The organism is uncultured Arcticibacterium sp. (assembly GCF_964021845.1).
GTDB lineage: Bacteria > Bacteroidota > Bacteroidia > Cytophagales > Spirosomataceae > Arcticibacterium.
Genome location: NZ_CAXHZC010000006.1, coordinates 311,100 through 329,383 on the forward strand (window position 1 = coordinate 311,100; position 18,284 = coordinate 329,383).

General features: G+C 36.7%; 12 protein-coding genes. 7 read left to right on the top strand and 5 right to left on the bottom strand.

Features of this window, described 5'->3' with window-relative positions; all coding sequences use genetic code 11:
* Position 1: 1 nt before the first annotated feature.
* Both AADJ06_RS17485 and AADJ06_RS17490 read right to left on the bottom strand, forming a co-directional pair.
* Positions 2–2,773 carry a hypothetical protein gene (locus AADJ06_RS17485; RefSeq protein ID WP_341227778.1) on the bottom strand — a complete coding sequence of 924 codons (2,772 nt, stop codon included), beginning with the start codon at positions 2,771–2,773 and terminating at the stop codon, positions 2–4.
* 33 nt (positions 2,774–2,806) lie between these two features.
* On the bottom strand, positions 2,807–4,702 hold the full coding sequence (locus AADJ06_RS17490; RefSeq protein WP_341227779.1) for a 3-coathanger stack domain-containing protein: 1,896 nt from the start codon (positions 4,700–4,702) through the stop codon (positions 2,807–2,809).
* Between the two features lie 339 nt (positions 4,703–5,041).
* Between AADJ06_RS17490 and AADJ06_RS17495 the strand changes: the two genes are divergently transcribed.
* The 6 genes from AADJ06_RS17495 to AADJ06_RS17520 all read left to right on the top strand — a co-directional run bounded on the left by AADJ06_RS17495 (position 5,042) and on the right by AADJ06_RS17520 (position 13,085).
* On the top strand, positions 5,042–6,610 hold the full coding sequence (locus AADJ06_RS17495; RefSeq protein WP_341227780.1) for a sensor histidine kinase: 1,569 nt from the start codon (positions 5,042–5,044) through the stop codon (positions 6,608–6,610).
* On the top strand, positions 6,607–7,347 hold the full coding sequence (locus AADJ06_RS17500) for a response regulator transcription factor (RefSeq protein WP_341227781.1): 741 nt from the start codon (positions 6,607–6,609) through the stop codon (positions 7,345–7,347). Before AADJ06_RS17495 ends, AADJ06_RS17500 begins: the two co-directional genes overlap by 4 nt.
* A gap of 259 nt (positions 7,348–7,606) precedes the next feature.
* Complete coding sequence (locus tag AADJ06_RS17505) at positions 7,607–7,978, top strand: BlaI/MecI/CopY family transcriptional regulator (protein WP_341227782.1); 372 nt, start codon at positions 7,607–7,609, stop codon at positions 7,976–7,978.
* Positions 7,979–7,981: 3 nt separating this feature from the next.
* On the top strand, positions 7,982–9,640 hold the full coding sequence (locus AADJ06_RS17510) for an ankyrin repeat domain-containing protein (RefSeq protein ID WP_341227783.1): 1,659 nt from the start codon (positions 7,982–7,984) through the stop codon (positions 9,638–9,640).
* Between the two features lie 155 nt (positions 9,641–9,795).
* A complete protein-coding gene (locus tag AADJ06_RS17515; RefSeq protein WP_341227784.1) occupies positions 9,796–12,198 on the top strand; it encodes an ABC transporter permease in 2,403 nt (800 codons plus the stop codon).
* 44 nt (positions 12,199–12,242) lie between these two features.
* A complete protein-coding gene (locus AADJ06_RS17520) occupies positions 12,243–13,085 on the top strand; it encodes a glycoside hydrolase family 16 protein (protein ID WP_341227785.1) in 843 nt (280 codons plus the stop codon).
* Positions 13,086–13,096: 11 nt separating this feature from the next.
* Here AADJ06_RS17520 and AADJ06_RS17525 read toward each other — a convergent pair whose 3' ends face one another.
* The 3 genes from AADJ06_RS17525 to AADJ06_RS17535 form a co-directional block, all read right to left on the bottom strand.
* Positions 13,097–13,891 carry a DUF2306 domain-containing protein gene (locus tag AADJ06_RS17525; protein ID WP_341227786.1) on the bottom strand — a complete coding sequence of 265 codons (795 nt, stop codon included), beginning with the start codon at positions 13,889–13,891 and terminating at the stop codon, positions 13,097–13,099.
* 54 nt (positions 13,892–13,945) lie between these two features.
* Entirely contained in the window at positions 13,946–14,551 is a 606-nt protein-coding gene (locus AADJ06_RS17530; RefSeq protein WP_341227787.1) for a Crp/Fnr family transcriptional regulator, read from the bottom strand.
* Positions 14,552–14,816: 265 nt separating this feature from the next.
* Complete coding sequence (locus tag AADJ06_RS17535; RefSeq protein WP_341227788.1) at positions 14,817–15,554, bottom strand: nuclear transport factor 2 family protein; 738 nt, start codon at positions 15,552–15,554, stop codon at positions 14,817–14,819.
* Positions 15,555–15,863: 309 nt separating this feature from the next.
* Here AADJ06_RS17535 and AADJ06_RS17540 point away from each other — a divergent pair, with 309 nt between their 5' ends.
* The gene (locus AADJ06_RS17540; protein WP_341227789.1) at positions 15,864–18,242 is read left to right on the top strand and encodes an ABC transporter permease; all 2,379 of its coding nucleotides are present in this window, start codon (positions 15,864–15,866) and stop codon (positions 18,240–18,242) included.
* Positions 18,243–18,284 lie beyond the last annotated feature (42 nt).

An 18,284-nucleotide genomic window follows, 5' to 3' on the forward strand; every position in this document is an offset into this window, starting at 1 on the left:
CCTATTTTAACATTACTTTTTTAGTTAATTGTTCATTTCCAGTGTTGGCTTCTAAGTACAATATTTGACTCGAAAATGATTTATTGATATAAAAACTATGATTATGAAATGTGTTTTCATCATCAGATTTCCAGCTTTCTAGAATGCGACCGTCCACTGTTCTTAGAACCAATTCCAGACCTTTCCGCTCTTTTAGTTTTATTTCAGCCGTAAGCCTTTCCGAAGTAGGGTTTGGGAAAACATTCATTTCCAACTTATCCGACACTAAAACTGGCTCAATCCCGACGGGGGTTAGAATGGTTACGGTTATGGTGTTTGATGTGGCGGTTTCACCACCTGAGGTTATTATTACAGAATAATTACCCGTCTCATTCGCTTCATAAGTGGAAGAAGTAGCACCTAGAATGTTCATGCCGTCTTTTTGCCATTGGTAGGTGTAGCCTGTGCCTGTAGATGCTGTTAAAGTGATGGTTTGAGGGGTGTAGGTGATGGTGGCTGGAGAGGACACTGTGGCGGTAAGGCCTCCATTATTGCCACTTGAACCAACTGTGATTGTGTCTGAGCCAACACACCCCAAATTATCCGTTATTTCATATCTGTAAAGACCAAACTGATTATTTATAACTCGAGATATTTCCCTCCCTTGCGGCGTTGGCCCAAAAACTCCCTGAAAAAGTTCAATATTTGCCTCATCTCTGAATAAAGAGTGGCTTTTATAATCGCCTATATCAGACAAATATCCTCCTGATGATGCACTAATTAAATCATAATATTTATCTCCATTATTAGCCGTAAATTCTTTCAAAGAGAGTTTGATATTGGGTGCATCGACTTCAAAAGTAACCTCATTGGATTTAGACTCGCACTCTTTGTAATATACTTTACTGTAAAACGTACCGCTCTTATCAACAATTAAGGAGTCTATAGAGCCTGTGTTAATAAGCGTATCATTGCGATACCATTCTAAATTTACTTCTGGGTATTGACTCCAAAGGGAATAAATAGGAAGCCCTGTGCAAACCTCAGGTGACTGAGAGCTGAGTGACCCAATAACATTATCACATATCTCAGTTTCCTTGTTGGGGTCAAAATAATACAGATTTTGGCTATTATCTCCAACGAATAGCCCATACGGTCTTTTTTCGCCACTATTCAGAAGAACTCCTTTTCCTCTATTGCTAAATGCTCCAGCTTCAAAGTTTCTGTTATTAACCACTAGAAGTCTATCATTTACAGCTTCAACATCACTAATGTTTACATGTTCGAGATTATAATTTATGCCTTCTCTTTGAAATCTTCTATCATAGTTGTCTGGCAAGTTTATTACTTTTTTGACTTCTGTAAAATCAGAATTAATTTCATAAAAATATTCGTAATCTGTAAAATAGTATTTGTCAGAAATTTTAAAGAAGTCAGAGTACCCACTCAAGCTATCTAAAAAAACTTTTGGCTTCAAGTCGCTACCATCAATGTAATGAACTGAGTAGTAATTTCTTCTTTCTTGAGATGAACCACCTTGCCTAACAAAGAAAAACATTTTATCATCAATAATTCGAGGGGTAGGTTGCGGTACTCGCCTATTGCCCAAATTCTCATCCCACCAACTTGCATAGTTTAAATAACTCGAGATCTTGATAGCATCTGTTTCTAATCCATCACTCATAAAGAGATTAGTCAATCTGTCATTCTCACTATCCCGCTTAAAAAAGAAAAACTTATCTTTAAAAACCATTGGAACGAAGGTAAAATTATAAGCTTTTTCAAGAGTGGTAGAGCCATTTTGCAAAACTAAAGTTTGACTTGTTTTTGTAAGAAAATCATCCTTATAATTTGTGGCTTCAATATACAAGTCTTGTTTAAGTTTGTACGCCCTTCTAAACTCATCTCTGCCGTTTTCAGAGTTTACGTCAACTGCATCAGAAGTGAAAATTTTAGTAGATGTAAGAGAATTTAAATCTATTTTCCATAATTCAATTTTGGTAGAATCCATTACATGTATTAGAGCCACAGAGTCATCAAAATAGCTCAAAATATTATTAAAGGAACCAAACTCAAAAGGAATTGTAGTTTTTGATTCTTTTTCAATATCATAAAGGTAAAGTACAGGGTTTATTTTAAATTCATTGTCTATGAATTCAAACCGATAGTACAATAATTTGTTATCCTTACTGTGATCCTGAAATATTTGTGTAAATATTGAAACGTTCTTGTCAAGTAATTGTGTATTATCTTTTTCTCCATTTATAATAAACGTTTGCGTTTCAGTTTCACCTGTTCGTACACTTTCAAATAATTTCCCGCCATACATTGTACCTAGATAAACATTTGTCCTTGATCCTAATTCTTGTTGAATTGGCAGGGCAAAAGTCCCTTCCTTTGTACCATCGGTTCTCCACAAATTATAAGTGTATTTTCCAGAAGACGAAGATTGTTTATAAAAAAAGGCAATCTCACCGTTAGTTTCTATGTCAATAGTCTGGTACTTATCTTCAAATTCTATTTCGGCAAGTTTTATTTGGTCTTGAAAGTCGGTTAGCTGTATTGCTCCGTCCTCTGTTCCGTCAGTTGATAATAAATAGCGATAATTCCTATCCTCAACTACGTAAAGAATCTTGTCTTTCAACTTAACACCAAATGGCTCTACTACCTTTGATTTGTTTAACGTTGCACCAGCATCTCTTTGACTTTCAATTGGTAGAAACTCAATTACTTGTGCCTGACTATTTAAGAGCCAACATAGCCCTATAACTAAGGATAAAAATCTTCTCATCATCAATAAAATTTAAATTCAACTCTTCGGTTTGGGTTAATTTAGATTCACACATGCCTTCACCTCCCCATTAAAAACAGACCCAGTATTTGCCATGAAGCCCGGCTGCAGTTCAATAGAATTAGTTGCCTCAAAGTTTACAATTGATACGGGTTCAATTTTATTTATAGCCGAAATTTGGGTCTTTGAAAGTATCTCATAAGTAGGGTCTGTGAATTGCAGAGGGTAGTCAGACAGTTGATTTTCTGACACGCTCTCGGTAGCAATAATTATAGACAAAGGTGTAAGCGGGGATACATTAGCACACCCATCAACAATACACTCTGCGTAGATATATTGGCTAGATTTAACACCAAAAAAAGTAGTTCGGTTGGGGTTAGTGCTCGTTTGTGAAGTAGCTGCTATATAATCGTAACCATCGGGGCGTTCGTAATATCTGGTTTGCCCCGTGCTGCAACCTGTGGATTCCATAGTAAGGTTATAAGAAGCATTTCCCACCAAGGGCGTACACCTCTTTATGGGCGAAGTAACTGTTAATACCGACGGTGGCGTTTCACATATTTTCGCCCGCATTGCCCAAATATCTGAATACTCTGCTACCGCAAAAACGGCCCCTTGCCCATTTGGTAATGGGATTCCCTCAATCTCACGAACATTTTCAATGCTTTGTAGATTTACACCGCCAACAGGCTGCCCCAATGGCCCCCACATCTTTTCTCCGTTGGCATTAAGTTTATGAACTCGGTACCTATAACTATGAAAACCAAAGACTTGATAAAGTAGCAATACAGTTCCGTCATCTTGTTCAACTAGCGTACCTTCCGCACTATTAGTATCACCAGAGTTTAGTCTTTTACCTTTTAACCCAAAAGGAAGTAGGCCCATAGGAGTAATTTTTTGAACGGATAAGTAAGCGGTGTCAGAACTATTCATTGTAAAATCTGACCAAGTAGTCCAGAGATTATTTGTGTTATCAACCGCTATTCTCGGATACCGCTGTGTACCTTCTTCCATATTAAGGTTAATCCCATCAATTCCCCAAAGTGGATTTCCATTTTCATCAAATCGCTGAGCATAAATATCTACATTATCCGGATAGCCAGTATCATTTCGCCAATCTTGCCAAACTATGTAGTTTCCTTGAAGCTGTATGCCAGTTTGATCTTTTGAAGTAGTACATATAGGCTTACTGACATTCCATAATAATGAACCATCATTAGAATTAATTTTTTGGGCATAAATATTATATCCAAAAGGGCTAACATAGTTAACCCATGCAATATTTATATCTAGTGGACTGGATTCAGAGTAACTCATCTCAGCCTGAGCTCCCTGATTAAACCCTTGGGTTACTATAACTCCGTTTGGATCAAATAACTTAGACCCAGTATCTATGGAAATAGACTGAACTCTTAGGGATTCATTTTGAAAATTACTATCTCTTCTCCTGTAAGCTATTAATAAATTATAACTAGAGTTTGTACTTAGTGCTTTGGGAACAAATGACGTAAAGCCATTACAATCTGCCACCTCTACTCCATTTGGCTGCCATAATATATTACCATTTAAGTCTAATGATTGAGCATAAATTTTTGTTTTAGTATAATTATTAAATTCATCCCTATTATCTTTCCAGACAACTACTATCCTACTTTCATTTAAAGAATTCTTACAGAGTGTCAATTGTGGAAAGTCCTGTTCATGAGCAGCTCCACAGATTAATAATCCATTTGTTCCCCACTGAGGAATTCCTTCAGGGCTAAGTCTCTGAACATAAATATCAGCAAATTCAGGATCGTTTAAACTACCTCGCTGATCCATCCATGCCATAATGTAGCCTCCCTCACCATCACTAATGATAGTAGCATTTTCCTGCCAACCAGAAGCATTACAAATTACAGTTGGCAATTCACCCGACCACTGTGCAAGCATTTCAAAACTAAAAAGAAAAAATATGAAAAAATGGCAAATATTTATACTTATTTTCTTCATTACTGGGCTAGAGAAAATTGTTTGTCCTATTCTGAGAATACATATTTAGATTTTTTAAAATAGTCTTACTCACTATTTCTGTCAAACAAAGTTTTCGCTTTCCCAAACCACCAAAATGCTTTAGGAAACAAAAAGCCATTAAAATCGAAAATCTAGTTTCTATCTTTGGTGAGATAAATAGAAGCTTTGAAATTTCTGAAAAGACATATTTCCACTTTACTAATTGTTTTCTTTTGCTCCCAAGCTATAAATCCTTGCTGGGCTCAAGAGATAACTTTTATGGAGGAGAAAAAACTTTATTATGATTCGGTCTATAATGAGGCTGTTGCCACCGGAGACAACTTATTACTAGCAGAGGCTTACTACCTCTATGGTAAATATTACAATGCAAAAAGAGATTATAAAACCTGTTTAAACTACTTTTTTAAGGCACTAAGAATTCATGAAAAATATCCACCATCTTATTATCATGGAAGGTGCCTCACCTTTATTGGCAATACGTATATCTTTTTGAATAATCCAGAGTTGGCCTGGCATCACTTTATGGCTGCTGAAAAGATTTATAAGGAGGCTAATTCCAAAAAAGGAATTGAAGGAATGCCCAACTCCTATTTTGTACTCAAGCTTCGATTTCCCGACTACTACGAAAAAAACAAATCAACTCTTCCAGACATTATTCCCAATGAGTTTATCAAACATAAAGACCAGCCAATTCTATCCCTAGCACTATTTAAGGTTCAGGAATTAATAAAAGTGGAACAATATAGAGATGCTCTTAAGGTACTATTACCTTTTGATTATATCGTTGATGACAAAGACCCTGGCAAGTATCTGCCTCTAAAAATGGAATTAGCTTTCTGCTATATGAGAAATAATCAATTAGCTCTTTCAGAACAAAAACTAAAAGAGGCGGCGGCCGTCTTGAATAAAAATAACTTTGACGTTGGCGAAATTGCACTTTCTTACCACACCGTAGCAGAGGAACTCTATAGAAAACTATCCCAATGGAAATTATCTCATTACCATTTGACAGAGTTAAAACGGCTAGAACTTTCAAGGTTAGAAGATGATAGAAATGGTTCTATTGCGGAACTAACATTGGCTTATGAAGATGAAAAGAAAACGAATCAAATAGAAAAACAAGCTTCGGACATAAAAGAACAACGTACTTGGCTTATTCTGTCAATGTTAAGCATTGTTGCAGTTTGTATCATCAGCTTTATTTTCTATCAACTTTACCAGAAAAATAAGAGATTAGCCGATCAGAATAAATCTCTTCTAAAAGAACAAAACCATAGGGTTAAAAACAATTTACAAATCTTATCAAGCTTACTCAAACTACAAGGAAGGCGAATTATAGATGTAACAGCAAAAAAGCAATTGGATGAAAGCCAACTACGGATTGAAACCATGGCACTGATTCATCAAAAACTTCATCAAAATGAATTTGAGAATGGCGTAGTGTTAACAGATTTTTTTCATGAATTGATAGATTCTATTTTCATTAGTTTTAATTTATTGGGTCAAGTTGAAAAAACTATTACTATTGAGTTTGTCGCACTTAACAGTGAACAAAACTTGTACTTGAGTTTGATAGTCAACGAACTGGTGACCAATGCTTGCAAATACGCATGGGTCTCCACAAAAAAGCCCATGCTCGGGTTTCAACTAAAAAAAATAGAAGATATGATTCATGTTAGTCTATGGGACAATGGAGGAGGGGTCGCTGAAAACAGGATAGAAGGATTTGGAACAAAACTTATTTCTATGCAAACAGAGCAATTAGATGGCAGATACACATATTCCTATAATAGTGGAACACACTTTGAAATGAAATTCCCAATATGAACTCTTTAAAAATCCTAATAGTTGAAGACGAACTAATTACAGCGACAGATCTTCAAGAAATCCTGCACTTTTCTGGTCATGCAGCCTTCTTAGCAAAAAACTCAAGTGAGGCTCTTGGCTTGTTTAATAAAGAGCTATTTGACCTTGTCCTCTGTGATATTCATTTGAAAAAATCAGATAAAAATGGAATTGATCTAGCAAGAGAATTTAGAGCAATAAATGGTGTTCCTGTAATATTTTTAACAGCACACAGTGAGCAATTCACCTTTAGACAGGCCAAAGAAGTAAAGCCCGCCGCATATATTATAAAACCATTTAAAGAAATAGAGCTTAACTACCAGATTGAATTGGCATATTTGAATGCAAAGATGAGTCAAAAAGATATTGCCCCTCTGGACTCAGATTCTATTTATTTGCCAGATAGACATGAGTATATTCGAATAAAAAAATCAGAGATCATTTGTATCCAAGCCAGTGGAAGTTATATAAATTTTTATATGAAGGGCATTAAAAAGCCCTTTCAGGCCACTATGAATTTGAGCTATATAGAAGGTTTTTTACAGCAACCCAATTTCTATCGACTTTCTAGATTTCACATTCTTAATATGAATTTCCTAAAAAAATTTGACGCCATTTCTGTTTCCATGGAAGAACACCCTGAACTATCAATATCTATCCCAAAATCAAAAAAGAGTGATTTTCTGAACAAAGTAACCGTTTTAAAAACTCCAAGATAGACGTCAGATTTATTTAGCTAATTTTGTCAATCAGTTCAGTAATCTGGTTGACAAAATTTATTCCATAACATAGTCAAACCTTCCTGCATCCAAGTAAAAGGTCTCTTTCAGTATAAAAGGTAAAACCCTGAAAGTCATAAATTAAATCTTAGCCAAAAACCTACCCACCCTTAAGCTACTAACCAATTAGTAGATAAATACTAATTAATTAGGAGTTCTACTAATCAGTTAGTAACATTGTGCATCAATAATTCAAATTATGGTACAATTAGCTAAGAGAGAAGACCAAATAATGGAGATAGTTTGGCAACAAGGAAACGTTTTTATCAGAGATATAATAGAGGAGCTTCCGGAGCCCAAGCCGCATTATAATTCTGTGGCCACCATTGTTAAAATTCTTGTTAAAAAAGGCTTTTTAAATTCTGAAAAAATAGGCAACACGCATCAATATTCTGCGGCCGTTGCTTTTGAGGATTACAGAAGAGAGCACCTAGGAGAAATGAATATCAAGAAGAAATTCTTTGGTGGTTCTTTCTCTAGCATGGTAGCACATTTTGCCAAAGGCGAAAACCTTTCGGAAGAAGAAATTGCAGAATTGGTTTCAGTTATCAATAAAAACAAAGACGCCTAAGCTATGCTAGTATTACTTTTAAAAGCCTCCTTTATCCTAGCTATTTTGCTGGTGTTTTATACACTTTTTCTGGAGAAAGAAAGCTTCTTTTCCACTAATAGAGTTTACCTACTTGCTAGTTTGGCTTTAGCCTTCACACTACCATACATCGTTTTGCCAAAAATGGTAAATAAACAAGGTTTGGTGTCGGAATTCATAGAGAAAGTTGACTCAAAACCAGCGATTTCTACATCAATTTCAGGAGTAGAAGTTTCGCAAAAGGTTGAGGATTTCTCTAAAATAGAAAGCAGTGCTCAGTCAGCCTCAAACGAAAGAACGCTGGTAGACTGGCTAGTGCTGGTTTATTATTTCGGGGTAGCTATTTTCTTTCTAAACTTTGTTTCTCAGCTTATCAGCATTCTCTTGAAGGTTTGGAAAAGCCATGATAAAATAAAGGATGAACATGCCGTCATAGTCAATTCAGCTAAAGTTCAAGAGCCTTATTCGTTCCTTAATTATATTTTTATCAACCCTGAAAGTTATGATTTTGAAACGTATGAGCAGATTCTAAAACATGAAAAAATACATGTTAGCAAGCGTCATTCTTTTGACTTGCTTTTTGCTGAACTCGCTGTAATTATCCTTTGGTTTAACCCACTAGTTTGGCTTTGGCGAAAGGAAGTAGAGAAAAACATAGAATATCAAACAGATGATTTACTATTGGAAAGAAAAGCTGTAAAACGAGATTCCTATCAGATGAACCTCCTCAAGGTTGCTACTTACACCGGCCCACTTAGCATTACTACCAACTATAATCAGTCATTACTAAAACAAAGAATTATGAAAATGAATACAAAAAAATCGAACAATCAGAGCTATTGGAAATATGCTTTTATGCTGCCACTACTTTTTGGCACACTATTACTAATAAACAAACCATTATCCGTTTTTGCTCAAACAAGCATTAAGCCCCTGAGTGATATCACGGAGAGCTTAAAACCGTCTCAAAGTTCAATCGATGACATTCAAAAAACGGCTAATCCCGATTCAAATAAGAACGAAGAATGGGGAAGCGATGAAGCTGTATTTGGTAACGAAACGGATGGCGAATGGTCTGGAGGAGATGAAGTATTTGGATCCAAAGATGACACCTTTGAAAACGAAAGCTCTTCTGAGTCTATCCGGGACTTTCTATTCTCTACAGAAGGATGCAGAAATCTGTTAAGAGCTGTCAAAAATGAAAACCCTGCTAAGGTTAAAGACTTCTTAAAAAGCCAAAACCCCGACTGTACGTATACAGGCGATGGTGAGCCACGCTCTCCCCTAGTAGCCGCTGCTAGAAATGGCAATTATGAAATAGGTAAAATGATTCTAGAAGCTGGAGGAGATACAGAATACCATTTCTCTAGAGACGAAAGCCCACTAATGGCTGTTTCCAGAAGCGGAAATCTAGAACTTGCTCATTTGCTCTTAGAATATGGTGCTGAGGTAGACAAAGAAAGCCGAGGAGACGGCACTGCACTGATTTATGCCGTAAGAAATAACCGATACGAAATAGCAGAATTACTACTGGAAGCAGGTGCCGATCCATATCAAAATGTTCCGGGTGATGAATATGCTATGTTTCATGCACGAAATTCTGGAAACAAAAAGATGATTAAGCTACTCAAAGAATACGAGTAGAATCCAAAAAGAACGATCAATTATAAGTCAAAAGCCAAAGCAGGGCTTCTAGCCACTGCTTTGGCTAAACTGTAAAATCGAACAAACACTATATTCGCAGACATTATCAGTTAGAGCAAATTGACAAAAAAACCAGACATCTAACACAAAAACCCATGTTCCAAAACAACCTAAAAACAGCCTACAGATACCTCAAGAACCATAAACAGTTTGCTCTGATAAATGTCATTGGCCTTACTTTTGGCTTTTACTGCTTCTTTTTATTGAACGCCTATGTGCTTCGTGAAAGCTCTTTTGATACAGATCATGAAAATGTGTATCGCTTACTAGAAATAGCAACAGAAGAAAACGGAAATATCAGAGAATCTGCTCAGTTAGCACCTGCCATTGCTAGAAAAGCGGCAAGGGATTTTGATGAGATTGAAACTCAAACGCAAATATTACCAATAGGCAGAACAGATGTAGGAAATGACCCTGAAACCGTTTCTCATGAGCCAATTGTCATTCTTTGTCATAATTTTCCTGCCGTTTTTAACTTTCCATTTATAGAAGGAACGCTTACAAATGAGTCCAATGGCATAGTACTCACACAAAGCATCAAGGAAAAGTATTTTGGAAAAGAACCCGCTCTCGGAAAGGTTTTGAAAACAGGTTATGGAGAGCACCCAATTGTGGCCGTTTATAAAGATTTCCCTGAAAACTCGCATTTGATAAACCAAATATTCTTCACCGAGACTGTTGCAAAGGGCATTTTTGACGAATGGGAACAAGCTATTTCTGGTGATTTTGAGAACAGAAATTTCATCTCTTATTTCAAGTTAAATCCCCAGACAGATTTAAGTGCATTGAATACTAAAATTGAAAACTTAACCATAGATAATTACCCAGCCGCCAAAACATTTAACAGCAGCTTTAAACTACAAGCTGTGCAAGACATTCACTTATATCAAAACGAAGTGGAAGGCGAAATAAACAACGCTAAAGGCAATGGTCTTTATGTAAAACTCTTCTTTTGGATAGGCCTAATAATCCTCATAGTGGCTTGTTTTAATTATGCCGGCTTATTAAATATTGCTTTTATGGACAGAGCCAAAGAAATTAACCTCAGACAAATGATGGGCTCAGGGAAGCTTCAATTATTACGTCAATTCCTAGCTGAGTCCATGTTGCTCACCTCCATTTCCATATTACTTGCTTTTCTGATTTTACTACTTAGCAAAAGCTCCGTTCAGAACCTTTTCAATACTACCTTAAACCTTACAGAGATTCCCCTAAAGGGTCTAGTTTTCATGCTAATTACTGGTCTTTTTATTAGCTTTTTGGCGGTGGCTTATCCTTTCTATCTCATTGTAAAAAATGATTCTTATCGAAATCAACTCTCCGCTTCCAAGCTACCTTTTAGGCGTGTCATGCTGGTCTTTCAGTTTGTGGCAGTTATTTCTTTTTTGATGGCTTCTATCGTTTTTAATAAACAGCTAGATTTTCTAAAAAACCGTGAAATAGGCTTTCAAAAAGAAGGCCTAGCCATGATAGATGTCAACAGCCGGGTCTACAGACAGCGATTTCAGGCCCTTAAAACTGAGTTTTTAAGAATTCCTGAAGTAGAATCTTTAAGTGTAAGTTCACGAGTGCCCGGTGAGTGGAAAAATATTCCTATAGTAAAGGCTTCTAATGCTGGTCAAAACAGAGAAGCCGCCAAAGATGCTCTTTTCATAGGGGCCGACGAAGACTTTTTAAAGACATTCCAAATAAAACTTCTTAAAGGTGAAAACTTTAGAGGGCTTCCCGCTGATAGCTCAAAAGTACTAATCAATGAAGCCGCAGCTAAAGCACTTGGACTTTCAGAACCGGTAGGTCAAAACATTGACATCCCTGCCGTAAATTATGGTGGAAGCTTAAACGAACTTGACCAAACCTTCAAAGTCAGTATAGCGGGAGTGGTAAAAGATTTTCAAATGGAAGATTTCAGGACTACTGTAAAACCTTTAATTATAAGCAATTGGAATAACCCCATTCACAGCATAGACTATTACACGCTAAAAATCAACGCTACAGATTGGCAAAAAACACGAACTGCGATTGAAGAGGTAAATGACCTTTTTGCTCCCGAAAGCCCAGTAGAGTTTAATGTTTTAGATGCTAAGTTTGACAGATTCTTGGCTACCGATTTATCAAGATTTAAACTCCTAAATTTCTTTTCTGGCATCATAGTCCTTTTAGCATTTATGGGGCTGTTTGCCATGAGTGCATATGTGGCTAAAAGTCGCACAAAAGAAATCGGTATTAGAAAAGTTTTAGGCTCCAGTATTTCTCAAATAGTTACCCTATTATCGGCCGACTTCGTCAAACTTGTTTTTGTTGGCTTATTAATAGCTACGCCAATAACCTGGTATTTACTAAATCAATGGCTCACGGATTTCGCTTATCAAATTCAAATCAAATGGTGGATGGCAGCAGTGGCCACCTTGGGCTGTTTGGTATTGACACTAGGCACCGTAAGTTTTCAAGCCATAAAAGGTGCTTTGGCAAACCCCGTGAAATCTTTGAAAAGCGAGTAATCCATTAAAATTGTATCTAAATTGGAGGTGAAAAACCCTCAATCATGAAAATCAAATTGTTTTTATTCTTACTTCTTTCCTATGTGTCTGTAGCTCAAGAGAATGTTCCAGATTCTTATAACGGCAAGAAACTCGTCTGGCATGACGAATTCAACAAGCAAGGAAAACCAGATCCTGAAAACTGGAGTCATGAAAATGGTTTTAAAAGGAATAATGAATTGCAATGGTATCAAGAGGACAATGCCAAAATGGATAAGGGCGTATTAAATATTACTGCAAAAAGGGTCAAAAAAGTAAATCCAACTTACCGAAAAAGCAGTAATGACTGGAAAACAAGCAGACCAGAAATCAACTTTACATCCTCCAGTATACATAGCAAAGGCAAACGTGAGTTTCAATACGGAACCTTCCTCATTAGAGCCAAATTAGATAGCACACTGGGATCTTGGCCAGCCATCTGGACTTTAGGTATTAAAAAACCATGGCCATCAAATGGCGAAATTGACATCATGGAGTTATACCGAGTAAATAATCAAGCCACTATTTTAGGCAATATAGCTTGGGGTACAAATCAGGCCTATAGAGCTAAATGGGATGAACGAAAAATCCCATTGACACACTTTTTAGAACAAGACCCCGACTGGATAAACAAATTCCACATTTGGAGAATGGACTGGACAGAAAACCACATCAAGATTTTCTTAGACGATGAATTAATAAATGAAGTTAAACTCTCGGAAACTTTAAACCCAGATGGTTTTAACCCCTTCAAACAACCTCACTATCTTCTTTTAAACCTGGCCATTGGTGGCAATAATGGCGGAGCACCAAGACAAGAAACCAAGACCATAAAATATGAGGTAGATTATGTGCGAGTTTACCAGTGAGCTGGTATTAACTAAAGCCTCGGCAACCACATGCCCTTAGTTGCCACAAATACTCCAAAAGCCAACGCCAATCCGGTAATGACAAGAAAGAGGCTCATTCCTATCAGTGATTTCGGTTTTTTAAGTTTCAGTGCCCGATGAAAAAGCTCAGAAATGAAAACAGGTAAAATGTAAACCAAAACATAAAGCACATTCAAGGTAGGGCCTTGAAAAGTTTTAGGGTTAAAACCGACAGGAGCTTGATTTACTCCCAACCAAAACATCAGACAGATTCTAAAGAAAAACACACCGCTTACAGCTAAAAATAAATGAACTGCCCATTTTTGGTGAAGTAAAAAGTTCTTTGCTAAAGCATATTTAACAGTACAGAAGGCTGAAACTAAGATTGCCACGGCATTGCAACTAATGGCTATAGAGCCGACAAGCCCTCCAACGGAACCACGAACCCATGTAAGATAGAGGCCAGACAAACTGATGATTACAGCCGATAAAAGATAGACTCGGCCATTGATTCTATGAAATTTCTTTAGATTTTTTCTAATCGCAGGAATCAATTGAAGTGGCCCACCTATGGTAATAATGGCGGCCAATGCTACATGAATTCCAAAAAATATATTTCCCAAGATATCATTTGAAACATATCCGTGGGGAGTTGCGGTATTCCACTTTTCAAAGTTTCCTTCTATTCCGTTCTTCCCATAAAGAAAAAGTATATAGTAGGTAAAAATGGCCTGGCCTATGAAAATAATTAAAAACCAGAACTGCCTGGAGATATTGTAATAAGTTAAACTCTTTGATTGTTTCATTTAAATAGCTTTTCTAATTTAGAACAAAGCTATTTTCATGTATCTACAAACTACTTAACATTTGTTAAGTAATACGTCGCGGCGAATTCGGCTAAGGCTTTCTGCTTTGATTCCGAGATAAGAAGCAATGTATTTCAAAGGTACATTTTGAACAATATTGGGTTTCTCTTTCATGAGTTTTAAGTAACGCTCATCGGCAGTAAGCGTAGCCATATCTGTCATTCTTTCTTTTTCTTCCGCTAATATTTTTTGGAGAATTTTCATCGTGAAATCTTTTTGGGTATGGCCTATTTCCGCCGTAACGTCCACCATATTTCTTTCAATCCGCAAGATTTCACAATCTGTTATACAACAAATATTTTCATGGCTAACAGTTCGGTTCATAAAATGATTATAAGAGGTAAAATACCTAGCACTATCATTTAAATCAGTAGTGACTTCCTCTCCTTTATCATTGATATGATAATTTCTAACATAGCCGCTAACTATAAAATTATGGTATAAAGGCACCTTACCAGCACTGGAAATAAAACTATCTTTTTTCATGAAACAGGGCTCAAAAGACTCTCTTATAATCTGTTTGTCACTTTCGGGCAAAGTGTTGATTGAATCAATATAAGCAAACATCGTTTTGAAATAACTATCCTTTTTCACCTTCATTAAAGTAAATTAGGTCTAAAAATTATGAGTCTCAATAAACTTTTGATAAACGGTAGAAATGGAAAACAGCGAAATCCAATTTCATGAGCAATGCATTACCATACGGACAAACCGGGACCGTTTTATCTTTGTCAATGGTATCAACAATGGTTAATAGCCAAGACCATAAAATATGAGGTAGATTATATAAGGCTTTATCAGTAAACCTAATGCACCGAATCATTCGATATAAATACGAACAGTTTAAAATTCATTTAGAAAATAATTAGGGTTTGATAAAAATTACTTCATCTACCTTGGCTCCTTTTTCAATAACATCAATACGGACTCCTTTCACAAATTGAAACTCTAAATCACGGTCTTTTACGAAAAAAATATTTTCCGTTTTTGGACTTACTTCAAGAACCATGGAAACCGATTTTATTAGGAGGTTCGCTCCGCTTTGCTCAACATTTACAACCCCAAAGTTTTGCGACTTATAACTTCCTACAAATTGGCTTAATTCATTCTCCGTTAGCCTAATTTTTTCTTGGTCGGAATTTTCATATGAAGCCTGATGGTCAAAACTAAGTATGCGGTGCATGAGCCAGGCATTTTCTTCTAAAAGCCATAAATGATTAAATTTTGCTGAACCAGTTCGACGACCATTTTGATAAAAATAATGCTCTCCCCGCATTACAGCCCCATATAGCTCCCCATTATTTTCCAGTGGGTAAACTTCAATACTTTCGATTATAGCTTGACGTGTTATCTTATTATTGACATCACCACAAATATTTTTGCGAGTTGCTTCTATAACGGGCTCTGAGCCCAACATTAGGCCGCCCTTGTCATGATAAAACTCCACATCAGTAGCTAAAAACTGTTCCATCAAACTGTAATCACAGGTGTTATAACCCTTCCAAAAAAGGCTGTCCTTTTCTAGGATTAACCCTTTTAAATCTGGCGTATTTTGAGCGAAGGAAGTAATAGATAGTAATAATAGTACAAGTACTTTTTTCATAATTTTTTGAATTAGCTTTTTATAATCTTCGCACAAACATACTACTTTACATATTACATTGCAATACATAGTACCTTGTTTTTTCTGAGCTTTGTTTAAATAGATAAGATACGGCGGTAAGCGAAGCTCATAAAATACCAAGTAACATGTTTCAACCATGTCCGAAAGTAACGCTAAATGTTCGCTTTCGGACATTTTAACATTCTGCTATAGAACATAAACGACTAACTATAAGCACACTAAAAGTAATGGCATGGTCTATGGATTCAAATGACTAAGAAATCAAGTCTCATAAATTCGAATCAGACTATGCTAAAGAACTACCTCAAAATCGCTTGGAGAAACCTCCTCAAAAACAAAGGATTCTCTGCCATAAATATTGGCGGACTTGCCATGGGAATGACCGTGGCTATCCTGATTGGTTTGTGGGTTTATGACGAGCTTTCCTTTGATAACACGCATCAAAAGAAAGATAGGATAGTACAGGTGATGCAGCACATGCAACGCAACGGAGACAAAAAAACGCAGGCCTGGAATCCATACCCAATGGCCACAGAAATAAGAAAATTATACGGTTCCGATTTTGAGCACCTTTCTCAGTCAAATGGTAGTTATGAAGTCTTAAAACTAGGAGATAAAAAAGCTTTTCACGAAGGAAAGTTCTTTGAAGAAGAAATAACCGACATCCTAACTTTTGATTTTATAGAAGGAACAAAATCCGCATTAATCGAGCCCTACTCCATCATGCTTTCTGAGCGTGTGGCTAAATCATTTTTTGGCGAAGCTAGCCCAATCGACAAGGTCATAAGTATTGACGATAAGTATAACGTCAAAGTCACGGCCGTATACAAAGACTTTCCTGAAAACTCCACTTTCAAAAGCGTAGCTTATGTAATGCCTTGGAAACTCTTCGAAATTAGAGAAGCTGAATGGCTAAATAACATGGAAGACCCATGGCGACCAAACTTCGCATTTACTTATGGTCTTTTAGCAAAAAACGCAGATTTAGAAACCGTTTCAGCCAAAATAAAAGACACCAGACTACGCAATTTAAACGCAAGGCTCGCACTTCAAAAACCTGAAGTATTTCTATTCCCAATGAGCAAGTGGCATTTATACGAAAAATTCGAAAATGGAATAAATGCTGGAGGAAGGATTGAATATGTTTGGTTATTTGGTATTGTAGGTTTGTTCGTTTTGTTTTTAGCCTGCATAAACTTCATGAATTTGAGCACCGCTCAGTCAGAACGAAAAGCGAAAGAAGTGGGCATCAGAAAAGCCATAGGTTCTAAGAAGAATCAGCTCATTTTTCAATACTTGAGCGAGTCTGTTCTAACCACCACTTTGGCACTGATAATATCCATAGCTCTGGTTTTCTTACTGCTTCCAAGTTTTAATGAAATTGCTGGTAAGAAAATTCAAATTGACTGGTTAAATCCAATTTTCTGGTCTATTCTGATTGGTTTCACACTTTTTGTTGGCTTACTTTCTGGAAGCTACCCTGCACTATATTTATCTTCTTTTAAGCCTGTCAAGGTTCTTAAGGGTACTTTTAAAGCAGGAAAGATGGCAAGTTTACCAAGGAAAGCACTTGTAGTAGTACAGTTTACGGTAAGTATCGCTTTGATAATTGGTACTTTGGTAGTTTTCCAGCAAATAAACTTTGCTAAAGAAAGGCCTTTAGGTTATAACCAAAACAACCTTATTTTTTCAAGAATTTCCGATGAAGCTCATCAAAGTTTTGAGGCTATTAAAAACGAGCTAAAGTCTAAAGGATTAGTAGAGGAGATGTCTCAATCTTCTGACCCGCCTATTGGCATGGGAAGTACCACCACGGGGATAGACTGGGACGGCAGAGATAAATCTCAGAGCCTTGAAGTTCCATTTTTTGGTGTTTCAAAAGATTATGGTGCCACTATAAACTGGAATGTGATAGATGGGCGTGACTTTTCAGATGAGTTTGACGATGTAGGTAAATCTTTCATCGTAAATCAAGCTGCCGCAGAGCTTTTTGAAAAAGGAGCTGTAGGCACCATGACCAGGTGGGATGTAGACCCTTTCAAGGTAATTGGTGTGGTAGATAACATGATAATTGGCTCTCCGTATGACCAAGCACAGCCTATGTTTTACTTTCTTGACAATCGTCAAAACCGCTTTGTCAACCTTAAACTATCTGGCACAAAAAGTATCACAGAATCTATTGCAGGAATTGAAAGTGTCTTTGCCAAATTTGACCCAGAAAACGCGTTTAGCTATGAATTTGTGGATGAAGCTTACGCAACCAAATTTAGCGGTTTGGAAAGGTTAAGCAAACTCATCAATATTTTTGCTACACTCGCCATTCTTATAAGCTTTTTAGGTTTGTTTGGTCTTGCCAGTTTCATGGCCATGCAGCGTTCCAAGGAAATTGGTGTGAGAAAAGTACTAGGAGCCACTGTGACCAACCTCTGGGCTATGCTCTCCAAAGACTTCATTATCTTAGTTATAATATCAATGTTGATTGCGGCTCCAGTAGCTGCCTATTTCATGAATTCTTGGCTTGAAGGTTTTGATTATAAAACCAGCATAGCCTGGTGGACATTCGCGGTCACTGGTTTGGGAGCCTTAATTATAACAATAAGCACAGTGAGTTATCAAAGTATAAAAGCCGCAGTGGTAAATCCTGTAAAAAGTTTAAAGAGTGAGTAGCTCTAAGTTTCGCTGTCATTGACAGGAAGAGGAATTACTTGA

Bases quoted from the DNA above. Each gene is read 5' to 3' on its own strand.
- AADJ06_RS17495 (WP_341227780.1), top strand. From the start codon at position 5,042: ATGGAGGAGAAAAAACTTTATTATGATTCGGTCTATAATGAGGCTGTT.
- AADJ06_RS17530 (WP_341227787.1), bottom strand. From the start codon at position 14,551: ATGAAGGTGAAAAAGGATAGTTATTTCAAAACGATGTTTGCTTATATT.
- AADJ06_RS17515 (WP_341227784.1), top strand. From the start codon at position 9,796: ATGTTCCAAAACAACCTAAAAACAGCCTACAGATACCTCAAGAACCAT.
- AADJ06_RS17505 (WP_341227782.1), top strand. From the start codon at position 7,607: ATGGTACAATTAGCTAAGAGAGAAGACCAAATAATGGAGATAGTTTGG.
- AADJ06_RS17510 (WP_341227783.1), top strand. From the start codon at position 7,982: ATGCTAGTATTACTTTTAAAAGCCTCCTTTATCCTAGCTATTTTGCTG.
- AADJ06_RS17500 (WP_341227781.1), top strand. From the start codon at position 6,607: ATGAACTCTTTAAAAATCCTAATAGTTGAAGACGAACTAATTACAGCG.
- AADJ06_RS17485 (WP_341227778.1), bottom strand. From the start codon at position 2,773: ATGATGAGAAGATTTTTATCCTTAGTTATAGGGCTATGTTGGCTCTTA.
- AADJ06_RS17540 (WP_341227789.1), top strand. From the start codon at position 15,864: ATGCTAAAGAACTACCTCAAAATCGCTTGGAGAAACCTCCTCAAAAAC.
- AADJ06_RS17525 (WP_341227786.1), bottom strand. From the start codon at position 13,891: ATGAAACAATCAAAGAGTTTAACTTATTACAATATCTCCAGGCAGTTC.
- AADJ06_RS17520 (WP_341227785.1), top strand. From the start codon at position 12,243: ATGAAAATCAAATTGTTTTTATTCTTACTTCTTTCCTATGTGTCTGTA.
- AADJ06_RS17490 (WP_341227779.1), bottom strand. From the start codon at position 4,702: ATGCTTGCACAGTGGTCGGGTGAATTGCCAACTGTAATTTGTAATGCT.
- AADJ06_RS17535 (WP_341227788.1), bottom strand. From the start codon at position 15,554: ATGAAAAAAGTACTTGTACTATTATTACTATCTATTACTTCCTTCGCT.